The sequence below is a fragment of the Shewanella sp. SM87 genome (genome assembly GCF_025653705.1).
GTDB classification, from domain to species: Bacteria; Pseudomonadota; Gammaproteobacteria; order Enterobacterales; family Shewanellaceae; genus Shewanella; species Shewanella oncorhynchi.
The window spans coordinates 49,137-65,071 of sequence record NZ_JAKKSC010000006.1 but is presented as its reverse complement, the minus strand read 5'-3'; the positions used below and the strand labels follow the sequence as shown (position 1 = coordinate 65,071).

Genomic DNA, 15,935 nt, shown 5'->3' with positions numbered 1-15,935 from the left:
TCCCATGATCCAAGCAATTTTAGACCGCCTAGCGCTGGTTGACGGCGCCACTGTACGTGAAGGTTTTTATGTGCAATCGGTCGCATCTGAAAAGAAGTTTATCTTTTTGCAGCCGTATACCGATGGATTTGATAGCAAAAATGGCATCGATAAATACAAAGATGATCTAGTGCTGCAAGTGGTAGCGGGTATCAATCTAACCAAGTCAACCAATCCGACAGCCGATCTCATTAACTTGGTTCGCGCCATTCGCAGTGCGTTCTATAAAGATGAACGTAATAGCGAGAAACCAAGTTGGTTGCCATTGGTGATCAGCTTTAAAGAGTCTGAGCCCTGCAAGTACATCATGCCCGAAGCCCATGAAAAACATGGCCTAGCGGTTATCACCCTATCCCTTGTTAATACCGTTAAATTTGGAGACTCACTATGAGTGAAACAGTAACCGAAAGTTACATCGGCTCAGGCATCGTGTATGTTGCTGGCCGCGATGTTGGCAACGCCTCAGGCGTTAAAATTGCCATTGAACAAGATACAAAATCCCAACCAAACTATCGTGGCGGTGGCGGTAATGCTGCTGAAATTACCAAGGTAAAATCGGTAAAACTATCTTTCACCATGAACGATTTTAGCAACGCCAACATGGCTATGGCTCTGCGTGGCAAGGTGGAAGTGCTTACTGCTGGTGCGCTTTCTACACCTGAAACCATCAACGCAGTGTTGGACGGCTTAGCCGATACCGCCTTTATGATTGATACCACTGTTGACCCCGTTGTAACTAATACAACTGCCGCAACAACGTATGTCAAAGATACTGACTACGTTGTGAGTGCAGGCGGTATCCGTGCGCTATCGAGCGGTGATATCACTGATGGTGAAGTGCTTAAAGTGACTTACACCAAAAAAGCCGGTAACGCGATGCAAGCATTAACCGAATCCGGTGCAGTGGTGCCTGTGGTGATTGATGGCGTAAACGATGCCACAGGTAAACCTTGGGTGCTTAAGTTCTTCAAGTGGAGCCCAAGCCCTACCGCAGGCATGGACCTCATCGGCGAAGACTTCGGATCCTTCGATATTGAAGGCGGAGTATTAGCCGATACGTCAATCGTTGCCACGGGTAAGTCTAAGTTCTTCGTTCGTAGCGCTGCATAAGTCGAAAGATTTTCCCCTATAGCCCACAGCATGTGATCCATGTGTTGTGGGCTTTTTATTTTGGTTTGTTAATTCCTATCAATCGGTGATGCCATGAGTTTTAAAGATCAAGTAATCAACCTGATCATCCAAGGCCGCGACTTGTTCTCAAGTGAGGCGGCTAAATCAGAAAAGGCATTGCAAGAGTTAGCAAACCAAAGTGAAGTCTTAAACGAACGCCTAGATGATTTAAAGCAGCAACAGGCTGCGATTAAGGCGATTGATGATCTCACCGCCGCCATCACTAAAGGCGAAAAGGGTTTTATCGATGGCTCGCGCGCGCTCGAACAATTCAGCAAAGAGCAAAAGCAAGCCGCGCAGAATTTAAAGCAGCTCGAGCAGGCACAAAAAGAGGCGGCAACCTCAACCAGTAAGCTTGAAACTGAATACAGCCAAACCGTTGCTGAGCTAAGCAAATATGATGAACAGCTTGCTGCTGCCCGTGCTGAGGTTGAGCGCTTAACCGCGACGCAAGATAAAGGCGCTCAGGCCAGTAAAGATCAAGCGCAAGCCCTTGCTGCTGCGAATGCTGATTTACAACAACTCGAAACGGCGCAAAAAAATACCGCTACCAGTGCTAACCAACTGGCGACCGAGCTTGAGCAAGAACGCATTGAGCTTAAGCAATTAAGTGGCGAAGTTGATCAGGCTGGCCAGAAAAAGGCCGAGTATGCACTTAAGGTTAAAAGCGCGCGCACTGAGTTAAATCAACTCGGCTCTAGCCTTGGCCGCAATAAGGCTGAGTTAGACAAACAGCAAACCGTGCTGAATAAAGCCGGTATTGATATGAACAAGCTGGCTGATGCCAGCAAAGACTTAAAGACCCAGCAAGCCGCCGCTGAAATCGCGCTAAAGGGCGTAAACACTCGGCTTGAGCGCCACAATAAATTGCTCGATGAAAGCAAAAAATCATCGAGTGATTTTGGCGGTAGCATTAAAGCCGCCACTGGTTCATTGCTTGCCATGGCTGGTGCCTATGTTGGCGTAGATCGCCTATGGGAAAGCCTAAAGTCAATCCTTACCGCAGGCGATAAAGCGGCGTCTTTTAGTGCGCAAATGACTTCCATGATGGGCAGTATTGCGGGTGGCGAGCAAGCAACTTCGTGGATCAAGGATTTTGCTAACCGCACAGGTACCCAGCTCGATAGTGCTAAGCAAGCTTTCGCATCGTTAAAAACCTTCGGTATCGACCCCATGAATGGGGCCTTGCAATCGATGGTTGATTACAACGCTAAGCTAGGCGGTAGCCAAGAAAAGCTAGAAGGTATCATCCTCGCCACAGGCCAAGCGTGGGCAAAGCAAAAGCTGCAAGGTGAAGAAATCCTGCAGCTGGTAGAGCGCGGCGTTCCTGTGTGGGATTTGCTGGAAAAAGTTACAGGTAAAAATACCGTCCAACTGGGCAAGCTGAGTGAAGCGGGCAAGCTTGGCCGTGATGTGATGCAACAACTGTTTGACGAAATGGGCAAGCAAGCCAATGGTCAAGCGGCATTAAGTCTTGATCGGTTAAGTGGTCAGTTAAATCTTCTCTCGAATAAGTGGGAGTCATTCAAGCAGATCATTGCTGATTCTGGCGCCTATCAAGTGGCGATTGATTTACTCAAAGACATTAACACGAGTTTTGATCAGTTAAATCAAAGCGGAAAGATTAAGGCCGCAGCACAAGATATCAGCGACTTTTTTAAAACCATCTTGCGCGATGGTGGCGAAAGCCTCAAGGCGACGATGGAAAACATCACAGCCTTTACCACTGGGCTTAATGTCGTTGTGGGTTCCATAAGGTTAGTGTTCAATGTTTTCACCTCTGTGGTGGCTACATTTGGTGCTGCAATAAGTGGTGTGTTCGCTCTCATTCTGCAAGGCTGGGCGACGGTCATTAGCACGTTTGGTGGTGATGAGTTAGCGCAAACATTTCAAACCCAAGCGAACGCGCTTAAGGCTGTCTCTAAGGCTTATCTTGATCAAGTCGAGCAAGATTCCCGTGATGCAACCGCTGCACTTAAACAAATGGGTGTGGATATCCGTTTAGACTCGGATAGCACTACTCAGACCCAAGTTAATAATGCCGAGAAGGTAAAAGCGGCGGTTAAAAGCCAGCTTGAGCAACAGATAGAAGCGAGTCAACAAGCGGTGGCAGCGGCCGAAAAAGCCAATGAAGCCGCAACTAAAGAAGTGGATGCATGGAAGGCTCGCGAACAGGCGGCTAAAGAGCATTACACCGCATTAAAAAACTCAGGTACAGCAACCCTTGCTGAACTTGAGGCCGCGCAGATCCAACTTGAAAACGCCACATTGCGCCTCGGTGATGTGCAGTTATCGCAGCTTGATAAACAAAATCAACTTGCGGCCTCAAATGCTGCCCTCTCAACGGCGACAGTTAATCTTCGCAACGAGCAAAATCAGCTAGCGCAAGATCAACTCACTAAAGTGCGTGATGCCTTTATTGCGGGTGAAGCATCGGTTGAGGACTATAAAACAGCCCAAGACAACGCCAAGAAAGCGGCCGCTGAGTTGGCAAAGGCACAAACTCAGTTATCTACTGAAATTAAAAAAACCTCTACAGCTGCCAACGATTACGAATTGGCAATGGCAAAGGCTGGCATCACCACAATTAAAGTTTTGCGTGACCAAGCTGCCGAGGCTAAAAAGACATTTGATCAAGTTAAACAAGGCGCTAAGGATGGCACTGCGTCAACCAATGAGCTAAACCAAGCGTTTTTAAAATATGCTGAAACCGCGCTTAAGGCTGAACAAGCCTCATTGAAAGTAGGTCAAGCCAGTGATGGGCAGGTTGAGGCTAGCCTAAGGCAGCAAGCTGCGACTATGGGGCTTGCTGGCGATATCGATAAACTGATTGCGCAATATTCTCGTTTAAAAGATGCACAATCTGGCTTAGGTGATAACACTCAGCAAACGGCTGATAATGTACAAAAAGGTTCTACAGAAATCGGTACCACCATATCTAATACTATGGATACCGTTGTTAAGTCAGCAGAGCAAGCAGGAGTGGGCTTACAGTCTATTGCTCAATACTTTGCCGATATTGGTACCGCCGTTTATGACAACGTTAAAGCCTTAAGTGATGGCGCTGCGCGTTACTTCAACACCATTGTTTATGGTGTGCAGAACGTGAAAAAGGAGTTTGGTGATCTTGGCCAAGTCGAAAACGAAATAGAACGTTTAACGGGTGTTATCTATGAGCTTGATAACACGTTAGCTAAAACGGTTGATTTTGTCGGGCTTCGCACCTGGGCACTTGAAACAGAGAAAGCCGGCAAAGTTGCCGAACGCGCTTATTACCGCCAAAAGCTTGAACTGCTTAATCTAGTGGATGCACTCGATAATACTGATAAAGCAAATCTCAGTATCATCAACAGCGCAACACGGGCAACTAAAGCGCTTGATCTGGTGAATGATCAAGATATGTCTTTGCTCACTTCCGCACTGGACAGCGCCAAACAGCGCATGGACTCTCTGCGCGATAGTGCCGAGTCTACGCTTAAGTCGCTACAGGATGAGCTTGATGGCTACCTTGGCCGCCAAGATGAAATTGAAAAACGCCGCTATCAGGAACAAGTTGCCGACCTAAAGCAGCAACTTGTTGCTGCTGAACGTACAGGTGACCAGCAGCTTATTGCCGATTTGCGCGAGGCAGAACGAACGCTAAAGCAAGTCTATGAGTTCCGCACCGCTGAAATTAAAACCCAGCAAGAAGCCGATAAGCAAAGCGCTGCCGAGGCGAAGAAGCAAGCCGACGCTAGTGCTGCAACGGCTAAGACTGCGGCTCAAACTCAAGCAACCGCTACCGTTAACACGCAAGTCAACACTCAAACCAGCACGCAATCTGTGGCTAACACTTCAGATATGCAAGTGCTGCAACTGCAGGTTGGCAATAGCACCTTTAACACTCAAATGAAGCGCAGCCTCGTTACCGAACTGATGAACGAGATCAAACGTCTGCAATCTGTTGGCGGTTAGCCAATCCTGTTATTCGCCCCATTTAATCAAAGGTCCTTATGACAACCATCGATGAGAACGATATCGCGGTGGATTTGCTGTGGCTAAACCGCGACAACACGCCCCGCGTTGCGGCCAACATGAAGCGCGCCTTAAACGGTGCGCCATTGGTGCAGCAAACCATTATCCCAGCCGGTATTGCCATGGAGTTAGGCACCAAATCGGGATGGATGCTGCGCACTGAGTTTGAACAACTAAAAGCCCATGCCGCTATCACGTTAACAGCCTTCACGTTGGCCTATGAAGGCACCAGTTACAACGTGCTTTGGGATAACACTGCAGGCTCACCAATAACGGGTGAGGATTTATTTGACGAAGTTGGCGGGTTTGAAAAGCTCACTAACGTGGTTCTTAAGTTTCTGACCTTATAGGCTATCTATGGCAATCTCTCGCGCTGATTTAAAAGTATTCAAACCCGAGCAATTGGGCTCAAGCGATGATGCGGGTGGACAACGTACCAAGCTGGCGGTGGAGTCTGGCAAGCTTAACGAACTGTTTCGCGCTATTTCTGACATAGATCACGCGCAATCAGCGGTTGATATTGTGAAGTGTTACCCTGCACTCGATACCCCTGACACATCAATTTTGCTCGATGGTCATGTGTTCATGAGCCAAAAGCCAACCGATAATCTAGTCAGTTTATTGATCGCCGAGGCCGCTACGCTTGATGATGCTGACCGCATGACAGATATGGTGGAGATTCTGGAATCATCCGTTCGTGCTGGCCAGTTGATCCGCAATCGCTTAATTGGCTTTTTGGAAGGGCAAGACTCTTTTCCTAAGTCGTATCTGCAATCTAGTTATCTATTTAATGGCACTGAGTATTGGTCGAACGTTACATTACTGCAGGGACAAACCGTTGTTATTTCTGTTGAGTATCCTGGCGCCGAAAGTGCACTTTACCCACGGTTTGAGCATTTCTGCCAAATTCAAGAAACGGTTACTGGTGGTCCCACAGGCATAGTGAAGTTTAAACCTGCCATTCCGTTTATCACACCTAACTACGATATAACAATCAACGGTGAGTCGGGCTGCACTAAGTTACGCTACACCAGTGATAATGACGGGATTAAATATCATGGTGTAACCAAACTCACTGCCGCCTCAGCAACGAATACTTTAGCTGTTGAATCAACTCAAACGGAATTGCTACCAAAAGTAAAAACGGTTAATCCACTGACAGGTAAAAGTATTGTCGAGGGCGGCAGTAGCGATGTGCCCAGTACCGTTATCAAAAATAACGTTTCTCAGCCTTATATTTATGGTCAGTACACTTTCATTTTTGATGTGCCAGATATTTTAGATAATGACTTTGTTAATGAGGTTCTGGGTTTTAAGCCGCGCATGACGGCCTCAAATTTTTCCTATTGGAATTTAAGCGTCACAGGCACAACTATCACAGCCAATACCACTTCTAGCTTACCAGGTGTCGATACGCTGACAATTGAATACGTCTCCGCTGCAAAATATGGATTATATAGCAGTGCCAACACATTCCCTGATTTTAAAAAGATATCACTCGGTACCACTAAAATGGTGCTGACATTCTTAAATACTGCCCATGGCAGTGTCAGCATGACAGAAACGTCTAGCGGCAACTTTGTCAGTGGTGGTGTGCGTTTGGCACAGCTTGACTACCATGCTGGCGCAGTCACTAAGTTCCTTGATGCTCGTGGTGACTTCACTGTGCATTATGACTGTTTGATTGAGGAATCGACTTCCTCAGCCAATACCGTCAGCTTTGCGTTAGCCACCGACAGCCCAATTTATGACACCTTTTATGTCACCATTAGCAACGCTGCAGGTGACACCCTTTTATCGGGCTCAAGTGACAACGCAGGTGTGATCACCGGCTTAGGTATTAGTGGGAATATCACGGATTCAAATGTGCAGTTAACCTTTGCGCAAGCCGTGGACTTAACCACGCTGCGTTATGACATTAGTGAGACTGTCACACTATCACCGCCACCCGAACTATACGGCCTTAATCCATTACGGATTAAGAACGGCGGTGTGGTGAATGCGTTTACTGCGTGGAACACCGTATCTGTGCAGCATACTGAATTACAAGTAGTGAGCAGCCCAGCGCCAGCCCAAACCTACAACGCTCGCGCTAATGCGCGCTTTGTCGATATTACCGATGCTGAGGGTAAATCACTTTGGACGCTGACTAATACCCATTACACATGGGTTAAAGCAACAGGTGTAGTCACTATCAATAGCGATTTTACGGGCTTTACTGCGCCATTCATTCTCACCGATACCATTGGCGAAATTGCGCTAGTGACAGACGTACAAGCACAGGCGCTAATACTGGCATCGCCATTAAGCCAAACTTATCCAATCGGTGCCAATGTATCGAGTGTGCAAAATTTGGGTGACTTACAGGCCCGTATCGGCACGGTACGGGATATGAGTGCATGGGCTAACAATTGGGACCTCGATGGGGCCACAGCAACTGGCAACATGAATACCGTTGATTTCCCCATTGAGGTCCGTAACGACACTGCAGTAAATGAGGACTGGGTGTTGATCTTCACCTCAGCAACTGCATTCCGTTGCGTTGGTCGTCGCCTTGGTCAAATTGCCACGGGCGATACTCTTAATGACTTTGCCCCAGTAAACCCGCTAACCCTGCAGCCGTACTTTATTATTCGTTCTGGTGCATTTGGTGGTGGCTGGCAAGCGGGCGAGGCCATTCGTTTTATGAGTTACGCCGCGAGTAAACCCGTCATGTTATTACGCACAGTGCAAAGCGGTCACAGTCAAATCACCACCGACCGCGCCGTGCTCGCGTTCCGTGGCAATGAATCTTAATAGGGGTATGCAATGGGATTACCAGTAACTGTTTATCGTTGGGATGATGCGGGTGCACCTGTCATATCTTCCAGCGGTAAACCATCTGAAATGATTAATGTTCTAAAAAAATGTTTAGTAGATGGTTATGGTACAAAATCACCCCTAGGGTGGAGTGTTGCTTTCGAAGATGCGGCGTCCTTCAAAATAGCGTTTAGAAATTCCACGGCACAAGGTAGTGGTGGTTATTTTTCAATTCGGTCTGTTACTGGTGCTGATACGGCGAACGGTGTAATGCGAATGCAGTCTGCACAAGCTATGACTGATATCGACACATTTGTAAAATCTATATATTTTGCATCTACAAAACTAGATACTGTTAACACAAAGTGGATTGTCATAGGTACTAGCCGTGGTTTTTATGTGGTTTTTGGTAGAAATAACATATCTACGTATTTACTTGGCACCAATGTAGAGCCGATGTTTTTTGTTGGTGACATAGACACACTGATAACAAATGATGTAGATGCGTTTAAATTAATAATGTCTCCTTATGCATCTGGGGACGTTACTGCGACTGGTTATAACTACAGTATGACGTACATGTTTGGCAGTGCAGTTTCAACTTGTGCACTTTTTTATAACACAGATGGTAGCGCTGGTTCACAACTATATCGCTGGCGTATGCCTTATGACGTCATTAACACCGTTAGTGCATTAACATCCCCCACCACTAAATTTTTAAGCCAAGTAATTATAGAAAGTAACAATCCAATATCACTTGATTCCGCAGGTACAATACAACATTGCAGTTTGAAAATGCCTAGTGTAAGGGGTGTTATGCCGGGAATGCTAATGGCAAACGCTAACGCAGATTCATCCCTGAGTTGGCCTAATTTTGAGTTGTTAAACGGTGTTTCACACTTGAAAATGCGGTGTGTGAACAATAATCAAATGTGCATAAATGCGGTTTCTTGGTATGAGTAAAATCAATAATGCAGTGTTTGCTAGAGGTATCCACTACGTTGGTTTATTGGTTGTCGATCTCGATGCCGATGCTGAACTAATGTTTGTCACAGATCGTACAAATTGTGAATCATTGCTGGTCTGTCAACGTTCACCAACGGGCATAGTTAAAAAAATATTACCAATAGGGTTTACTCTAGTAAATAGGTTAATTGTGACGATTGTCGATAAAGATATGGTGTACGGTGCCAAATGTGTCGATGGTGTTATGCTAGAACAGGCTGATGCTAACACTGTGGATATGAGCCAATGACAGCAATCGTGGTAAGGTTTGACACACCTTTTTCGAATGCAGTTAGCCCAATAACAATCAGGTTTATTGACACACCCATTGTTGTTGATAATTCATTTGGTATCGAGTGTGGATTCAGTTGGTTTACGCTCGATGCAGTCGAACAAGCGTTAATATTGGCTGAGTTCTCAAGTGATATTGAATCTAAAATTGAATCGCAGTGGGATAATTACAACGCCGACGAGATTACATTTGATGCAGTATGGTTATCTAACATTGCAAACGATTCAGTTTTATCAATCAATTGGTTATTCAATCTAGATACCCAAACAAACACTAGCGTTAATTGGTCGCTGCCAATTGATCACCAAATTACATTAAGCGTTAACTGGGTTGTGCCTGATGAGCATCAAATACAATCCTTAATAAACTGGCTGGATATTGCCGCGCACCAGTTACACACTGCAGTCGCATGGATAGATGGTCAGTACCAAGAAAGCGCGTTGATGATTCAGTACCGTGGCACTGTGGTCGATGATGAAAAGTCGATTAAATGGGGCTTCCACGAACCGCGATGGGTTTGCTCTACCAAGTACCGCCCACCCGTTGGTAAGCTCACACTTCGATTCAATGAACCATTATCTACACAACCAATCCCGATTGTTTTACGGTTCACAGCATCACCGAATTATTGTTACTGGGACGATGGCGGCGGCCTCATTGATGCCAATCCACCATTACCGAATATCGATTTTAAAATTCCGATTGAACCACAAATCCGCAGGTACTACTTAATGCAGCCAACGATCACATGCGTGCGAGTATCAGACAGTTTACCGATTGTGATCGTAAGTTGTAGCATTAGCCAAAGCCGTGGACAGTGGGCGAGGTCGGTTAGCCTTGAGTTCTCAAGCCGTATCGATGCGCAGCGCGCCCACAATGAGCTATTGCTGATCACCATCAACGGTTATGAGTTTTATGCCATTGCCGAGCAGCCAAGCTCCAGCAAAGCCTTTGGTGTTGAAACCCACAGCAGCACAGGCCGATCACGCGCCGCTGAGTTGTCATCGCCTTATCGTTTGCCAATCAGCTACACCAACACTGTCTTGCGTAGCCTTGGCGGAATTATCGGTGATCTGTTGCAAAACACAGGCTGGACTGCAGAGCTAAGCGGAATATCAGATTTTAGCGTCCCTGCAGGCGCGTTCAGCGTGGGTAACAAGTCCCCGATCGACGCAATTAACGAAGCCGCCAGCCAATTGGGCTGCATGATCTTAGCGGATGATGCCACCCGTAAATTGACTATCATTCCACGCTGGCCAACCGTGCCGTGGGAAATGGCAACAGCGGTACCGGACCTAACAGTGCATGATGCCGTGATCACCAATTACAGCGAATCAGTCTCCCGCAATCCGTTGTGTGATGTAGTGTGGTTGCGGGGTGAACAACAAGGGATTAGCGCTAAGGTGAAACGCACCGGCAGCGCGGGCAATATTCCTGCTGCTGACATTAGCGCTCAGTTGATCGTAGATAACCAAGCGGCTCGCATCGCTGGCACCAATGCGCTGGCAGATACAGGCGACAAGCTCAACGTCACGCTATCCTTGCCCGTCATGGTTGATTTACCACCCGCAACGCCTGGCATGTTGATTGGTATTCGTGAAGGTGCCGAAGTCTTTAAAGGAACGTGTGACAGTTGGAGCATCCGCGCCAGCGTCAGTGATCGCGGTGATATCGATATCGAACAATCCATTACAGTGATCCGCTCAATCGCGTAACCCTGCTAACAGCCAGCGAGGCACCATGCTTAAACAACTTCAAACAGCGTTAGTATTGCCACGGATGATCATGACAGTTTCCGCCGTAAACGCCGATGGCACTGTCACCGCCAGCAGTGCCAGCGGCCACACTATCCGCGCCATTGGCTCAGGAACGATTGGTGATCACATCTACGTACAAGACGGCAGGGTGCTAGGCACAGCACCCGACTTGCCATTTGTTGAGATAGAGGTTTAGACTATCTAAAAATTTAATTTTAATGGACTAAAAATTGACCTTGCTTAGTAATATTTCAGACCTATCAATCTCAACAATATCCTTTCTAAATACCCCAGAAATGATACCTGTAGTATCAGGCGCATTAATTGGTGCAATTTCTGCTGGCGCTGTTACCTTGCTTATCAATTACATATCATCATGGTTTAGTAAAAGAGAGAAAGATAGCATGGTTAGAAGTGTTATTCGTTCATCCTTGGAAAGCAATAAACTCATGTGTGAGAGTAACGTGGGTATATTAAACAATGAAATTGAAGGAATGAAAGAAAGAGGGACTTTTACTAAAAACCCTTTATTTAGATTTAAAGATTCTGCTGCTGATTTAATTTTTTCCAACAGTAAATTTACTAATTTTGAAGTTGAATATTTATGGGGAAATCTGTCAGGTATTGATGCAATAAATAATCAGCTAATAACGCTTATCGAGTCTCGCCAAACATTGCAAATAAAAATCAGGGGAGAATCAGATACATCTATTGAGTGGGAGTTGTCAGGTCTGTTAGTAGAATTTGATTCACACATGAAAGAACGTTATCAAGAAGCATTAAAAAATATCAATGCGGCATTATGCATACTAGATATGTCTTTTTTCGAAAGAACTGTCTTAATGTTTACATATAAAAATGTAAATGACGCTATTAAATAAATGAATGGATGCTCAAAATTAGCATCCAATCATGACTTTATTTATTAACTAACATCCTTATCATGCAACCGCTTCGGGAATAGCTCTGTATACACTTGCCACAGAGTATTTATATTCCTATGGCCTGTCACCTGCGCCACTTCATCAATGCTATAACCCTTCTCAAATAGCCGGCTAGCACCTTCACGCCTTAGATCGTGATAGCGTAAATCTTCAATGCCCAATTCGTTACGCACCCGCTGAAATCCTGCAGTAACGCTGCGCTCGTTGTAGGGGAAAACCCGCGCATCATTCCTCGGCTGCTTTTGCAGTATCTCCCACGCCCCACCTAGCATAGGCACCAACATGTGATTCCCCGCTTTTTTGCGCGGGTCCTTACGGTCACGAACGATCACGGCCTTTTGTGCCTCATCTACATCGTCCCATGTTATCCGGCACACTTCACCAATACGCATGCAACTCAGTATCGAGAAATCCAGCAAATCAATATAAGGGATGTGTGCAGCCCGTTGATCTGCTCTTGCAGCTAATCCAACTTTTAACCTCTCAATCTCATCCGTAGTCGGTCTGCGCGAACGCTTCCCCGATTTAGCGATCAAGTCTTGGCTATACAGCGCATCGTAAGCCTCAATAACCGAAATTTGTGAAACCTCATGCCCAAAGTTTGATTTAGCGATTCGTAGCAGCCATCGGATCACGCTTACATCAACTGCAATGGTAGATGGCCCTGTGCCTGCACTGCGCCGCAATTTACAGTGTTCGATGATGTGGTGCGGCTTAATATCAGTCAGATTCAATTTAGCAATATCGCAATCCGATAAAAGCCGTAAACAAAAGCGTTTCGAACGACCAATGCTGCTGTCGATGTTTTCATCTGTCAGGGCTTTGCTGATGATGCTGCCCAATGTAACAGGAGCCGTATCCTCAGTAGCAAACCCGTTTGACTCAATATCAATCACCCGATCTTTACCCCATGCCTCGGCAGCGGCATATTTGGTAAAGGTACGTTGCTCCGTGTATAATATTTTGCCGTTTTTCTTTACACGAACTAGGCAGCGATGCCGCACAGTACCGTCAGCTTTTTCACGTTTTTGAATGCTATAAGATGCCATGTTTTTTGGTTCCCCGAACCCCTCAGTCCAATCCATTGTGGATCACTATAGGTTCCCCGAGCAATGCAAAACATGCAAAAACGTACAAAAACTAGCAAAAACATTAACTTTTCGGATTGTAATGAATTTAGATAAAACCCAGCAACACCAAGGTTTAGCGCCTAAAACCCTCGATAGAACCTTTTCCATTGCGCCCATGTTGGATTGGACGGACCGTCATTATCGTTATTTTGCACGTTTGATGTCGGCTAATGCTTTGTTGTATACGGAGATGGTGACAACAGGGGCGATACTGCATGGTCGCGGTGACTACTTGGCCTATAACCAAGAAGAGCATCCTTTGGCACTACAGTTAGGTGGCTCTAATCCCTTAGATTTGGCTCGTTGCGCTAAACTCGCTGCTGAGCGAGGCTACGATGAAGTTAATCTCAATGTGGGTTGTCCTTCCGATCGAGTGCAGAATGGTCGCTTTGGCGCGTGTTTGATGGCGGAACCTGAGTTAGTGGCTGAGTGTGTTGACGCCATGAAACAAGTCGTTGATATTCCTGTGACTGTGAAAACGCGTATCGGAATTGATGAGCAAGATAGTTATGCGTTTTTAACCCAGTTTATTGATGTGGTTAGTGCAAAAGGGTGTACGGATTTTACTATCCATGCGCGTAAGGCGTGGCTTCAAGGGTTAAGCCCAAAAGAGAATCGCGAGATCCCGCCGCTCGATTATGAGCGTGTGTATCAACTTAAGCGTGATTATCCTGCTCTTAATATTGGTATTAATGGCGGTGTAACAACTCTCGAGCAAGCACAAGTTCATTTAGTACAGCTCGATGGAGTAATGATGGGGCGCGAGGCTTATCAGAATCCTTATATTCTGGCGCAGGTGGATCAAATATTGTGTGGCAGTCAAAAAGCAGTGATCAGCCGCGAGGCTGTGATTGAGGCTATGTTGCCTTATATCGAAGCACATTTGCAGTCGGGTGGGCGACTTAATCATATTACTCGCCATATGATCGGGTTATTCCAAGGTTTACCAGGTGCCCGTGCTTGGCGTCGTTATTTGAGTGAAAATGCCCATAAAAACGGCGCTGGGATAGAAGTGGTAAAACAGGCTTTTCAGAATATTCAGGCTGAAGTCGCTGAGTAATTTCTAATCAACTTAAAAGATGGTGAAATTTACTAGTTTGAGTAGTATTTTTCACCACTTGTTATTTCCTAATTCATTCCTATATCTCATCCTGTTCACTTAAAATGCTTTAAAGTGATTAGAATCATGCTGTTAAAAATATTATTATAAGTTGGCACGCAGTTTGTAATAGTCCCTTCGTCAAGTTAATTAATCGAAAGGGATGCCATCATGTTTATGTTAACCATTAAAAAATCAGTACAAATGAGTGTGTTATTAGGCGCGTTAGTCGGTAGCGTTGCAGCACACGCAGAAGCCGCACCAATATCAGATGTTGTGGGAACTATTGAGCAAACATTAACTGTGCAGACACAAGAATTGTTCGTCAGTGTAAAGCGTGAATTTGTGATGTCATTGCAAACACAACTGGCTGAAAGTATGTATGACTTCAACAGTCAACTTAGCTTAAACGCTGAAAATAAAGGTGAATCGGCAGGTGCCGATGAATATAGCGCTAAGTAAAGGATCTGCTTATGTGGTTTGTAGCACCTTTGATGACATTGCTACTGTTACCTGTAATTAGTCTTGCGTTGTTTTCAGGCATTATTTGCTGGTTTCAGTGGCATAGTGTTAATGATAAATAAGTTAGCGATCAACTGAGCCGAGGTTTTAGATGAAACGATTAAAAGTGCGTATGGAGAGTCCAGAGCGATTAGTGTGTGGTGTTGCTGCAGGCATGGCGTGGAAATTTGGTTGGTCTTGTTTTTGGACTCGTGCGGTGTGGGCTGGTGCAATTGTATTTATGCCGGGTGTGAGTTTGCTAATTTACTTTGTTTTAGCATTGTTAGTTGATCAATGGAAAAAACCAGCCTAATCATGCAGTGATGGCTGGCGTTTATGAGCTAATAAGTGGCTTGTTTTGATTTAAAATGTTGCAATTAAACCTATCAACAAGAGGGCACTTTGACCCTCATGCGACATGTATGTGCATACTGCCTTGCAGGCTACTTTTTCAAAAAAGCCTGAAATCTGCTTTTGGCTTCTTCACTTTTTAGCCTAGCGCTAAATTGTTCAAGTTCTTGGTGCATTTGGTGCTGTACACGATTTTTATGCGGACGCATTAATTGACGTGTGATTTGTAGTGCTTGTGGCGGTTGATTGGCCAATTTTTTTGCCTGAGATAATGCATAACTGAGTAAATCTTCATGGGCCACAATTTCGTTGATCATATTGAGTCTATGGGCCGTCTCGGCATTAAAACTTTCACCAAGTAGCAGTAACTCAGCCGCTTTTTGATAACCAATGAGTTCTGGTAAGAGTAGGCTAGCCCCCGCTTCCGGCACGAGAGCCAAGTTGACGAAGGGAAGTTGAAATTTCGCCGTGTTGTCAGCGTATACCAGATCGCAATGTAGCAGTACGGTTGTACCTATACCGACGGCGGCACCAGAAACAGCAGCCACCAGAGGTTTTTTGAGTTCGAGCAGACAAAATAAGAAACGTACTGCGGGATGATTTGGCCCTAAGTCACTATTTTTCAAAAAGTCAGCAACATCATTGCCTGAGGTGAAACAATTATCTTGGCCATGGAGCATAAAGGCACGAATGTCGTTGTCTGCTTCACCTTCGATCAGGTATTCTGTCAGTTGTTTATACATATTAAGATCAAGTGCATTGCGTTTATCAGGGCGATTAAAGCTAATAATACGCACGCCCTGATCATCCTGAACCTGTATATGACTCATGGGT

At 45.6% G+C, this 15,935-nt stretch carries 15 protein-coding genes; 13 read left to right on the top strand and 2 right to left on the bottom strand.

The window, feature by feature from the left end:
* Window positions 1-4: 4 nt before the first annotated feature.
* The 10 genes from L5M11_RS06530 to L5M11_RS06485 all read left to right on the top strand — a co-directional run bounded on the left by L5M11_RS06530 (window position 5) and on the right by L5M11_RS06485 (window position 11,957).
* The gene (locus L5M11_RS06530; RefSeq protein ID WP_259544804.1) at window positions 5-430 is read left to right on the top strand and encodes a hypothetical protein; all 426 of its coding nucleotides are present in this window, start codon (window positions 5-7) and stop codon (window positions 428-430) included.
* Window positions 427-1,149 (top strand): hypothetical protein, encoded by a 723-nt coding sequence (locus tag L5M11_RS06525; protein WP_263191685.1) that lies wholly within the window; start codon window positions 427-429, stop codon window positions 1,147-1,149. Before L5M11_RS06530 ends, L5M11_RS06525 begins: the two co-directional genes overlap by 4 nt.
* A gap of 93 nt (window positions 1,150-1,242) precedes the next feature.
* The gene (locus L5M11_RS06520) at window positions 1,243-5,163 is read left to right on the top strand and encodes a tape measure protein (RefSeq protein WP_263191684.1); all 3,921 of its coding nucleotides are present in this window, start codon (window positions 1,243-1,245) and stop codon (window positions 5,161-5,163) included.
* A gap of 38 nt (window positions 5,164-5,201) precedes the next feature.
* On the top strand, window positions 5,202-5,573 hold the full coding sequence (locus L5M11_RS06515) for a hypothetical protein (protein ID WP_263191683.1): 372 nt from the start codon (window positions 5,202-5,204) through the stop codon (window positions 5,571-5,573).
* Between the two features lie 7 nt (window positions 5,574-5,580).
* Window positions 5,581-8,019, top strand: a complete 2,439-nt coding sequence (locus tag L5M11_RS06510) for a hypothetical protein (RefSeq protein ID WP_263191682.1) — start codon at window positions 5,581-5,583, stop codon at window positions 8,017-8,019.
* A 12-nt stretch (window positions 8,020-8,031) separates the two neighbouring features.
* Window positions 8,032-8,985: a hypothetical protein gene (locus L5M11_RS06505; protein WP_168826651.1), complete on the top strand. Its 954-nt coding sequence runs from the start codon at window positions 8,032-8,034 to the stop codon at window positions 8,983-8,985.
* The gene (locus L5M11_RS06500) at window positions 8,978-9,277 is read left to right on the top strand and encodes a hypothetical protein (RefSeq protein ID WP_263175990.1); all 300 of its coding nucleotides are present in this window, start codon (window positions 8,978-8,980) and stop codon (window positions 9,275-9,277) included. Before L5M11_RS06505 ends, L5M11_RS06500 begins: the two co-directional genes overlap by 8 nt.
* On the top strand, window positions 9,274-11,034 hold the full coding sequence (locus L5M11_RS06495; protein WP_263191681.1) for a hypothetical protein: 1,761 nt from the start codon (window positions 9,274-9,276) through the stop codon (window positions 11,032-11,034). The genes L5M11_RS06500 and L5M11_RS06495 overlap by 4 nt, the downstream gene beginning before the upstream one ends.
* Before the next feature lie 25 nt (window positions 11,035-11,059).
* Complete coding sequence (locus tag L5M11_RS06490; protein WP_263191680.1) at window positions 11,060-11,272, top strand: hypothetical protein; 213 nt, start codon at window positions 11,060-11,062, stop codon at window positions 11,270-11,272.
* 34 nt (window positions 11,273-11,306) lie between these two features.
* Window positions 11,307-11,957 carry a hypothetical protein gene (locus L5M11_RS06485; RefSeq protein WP_263191679.1) on the top strand — a complete coding sequence of 217 codons (651 nt, stop codon included), beginning with the start codon at window positions 11,307-11,309 and terminating at the stop codon, window positions 11,955-11,957.
* Between the two features lie 44 nt (window positions 11,958-12,001).
* Here the strand turns inward: L5M11_RS06485 and L5M11_RS06480 are convergent, their stop codons facing one another.
* Window positions 12,002-13,069 carry a tyrosine-type recombinase/integrase gene (locus tag L5M11_RS06480; RefSeq protein ID WP_263191678.1) on the bottom strand — a complete coding sequence of 356 codons (1,068 nt, stop codon included), beginning with the start codon at window positions 13,067-13,069 and terminating at the stop codon, window positions 12,002-12,004.
* Between the two features lie 121 nt (window positions 13,070-13,190).
* Here L5M11_RS06480 and dusA point away from each other — a divergent pair, with 121 nt between their 5' ends.
* The 3 genes from dusA to L5M11_RS06465 all read left to right on the top strand — a co-directional run bounded on the left by dusA (window position 13,191) and on the right by L5M11_RS06465 (window position 15,063).
* Window positions 13,191-14,210: a tRNA dihydrouridine(20/20a) synthase DusA gene (dusA, locus tag L5M11_RS06475; protein ID WP_263191676.1), complete on the top strand. Its 1,020-nt coding sequence runs from the start codon at window positions 13,191-13,193 to the stop codon at window positions 14,208-14,210.
* Window positions 14,211-14,420: 210 nt separating this feature from the next.
* Window positions 14,421-14,711, top strand: a complete 291-nt coding sequence (locus L5M11_RS06470) for a hypothetical protein (RefSeq protein ID WP_263164672.1) — start codon at window positions 14,421-14,423, stop codon at window positions 14,709-14,711.
* Between the two features lie 151 nt (window positions 14,712-14,862).
* Window positions 14,863-15,063 (top strand): PspC domain-containing protein, encoded by a 201-nt coding sequence (locus L5M11_RS06465; protein ID WP_263185670.1) that lies wholly within the window; start codon window positions 14,863-14,865, stop codon window positions 15,061-15,063.
* 130 nt (window positions 15,064-15,193) lie between these two features.
* Here the strand turns inward: L5M11_RS06465 and L5M11_RS06460 are convergent, their stop codons facing one another.
* On the bottom strand, window positions 15,194-15,931 hold the full coding sequence (locus L5M11_RS06460) for an enoyl-CoA hydratase (RefSeq protein WP_263146715.1): 738 nt from the start codon (window positions 15,929-15,931) through the stop codon (window positions 15,194-15,196).
* Window positions 15,932-15,935: the final 4 nt, after the last annotated feature.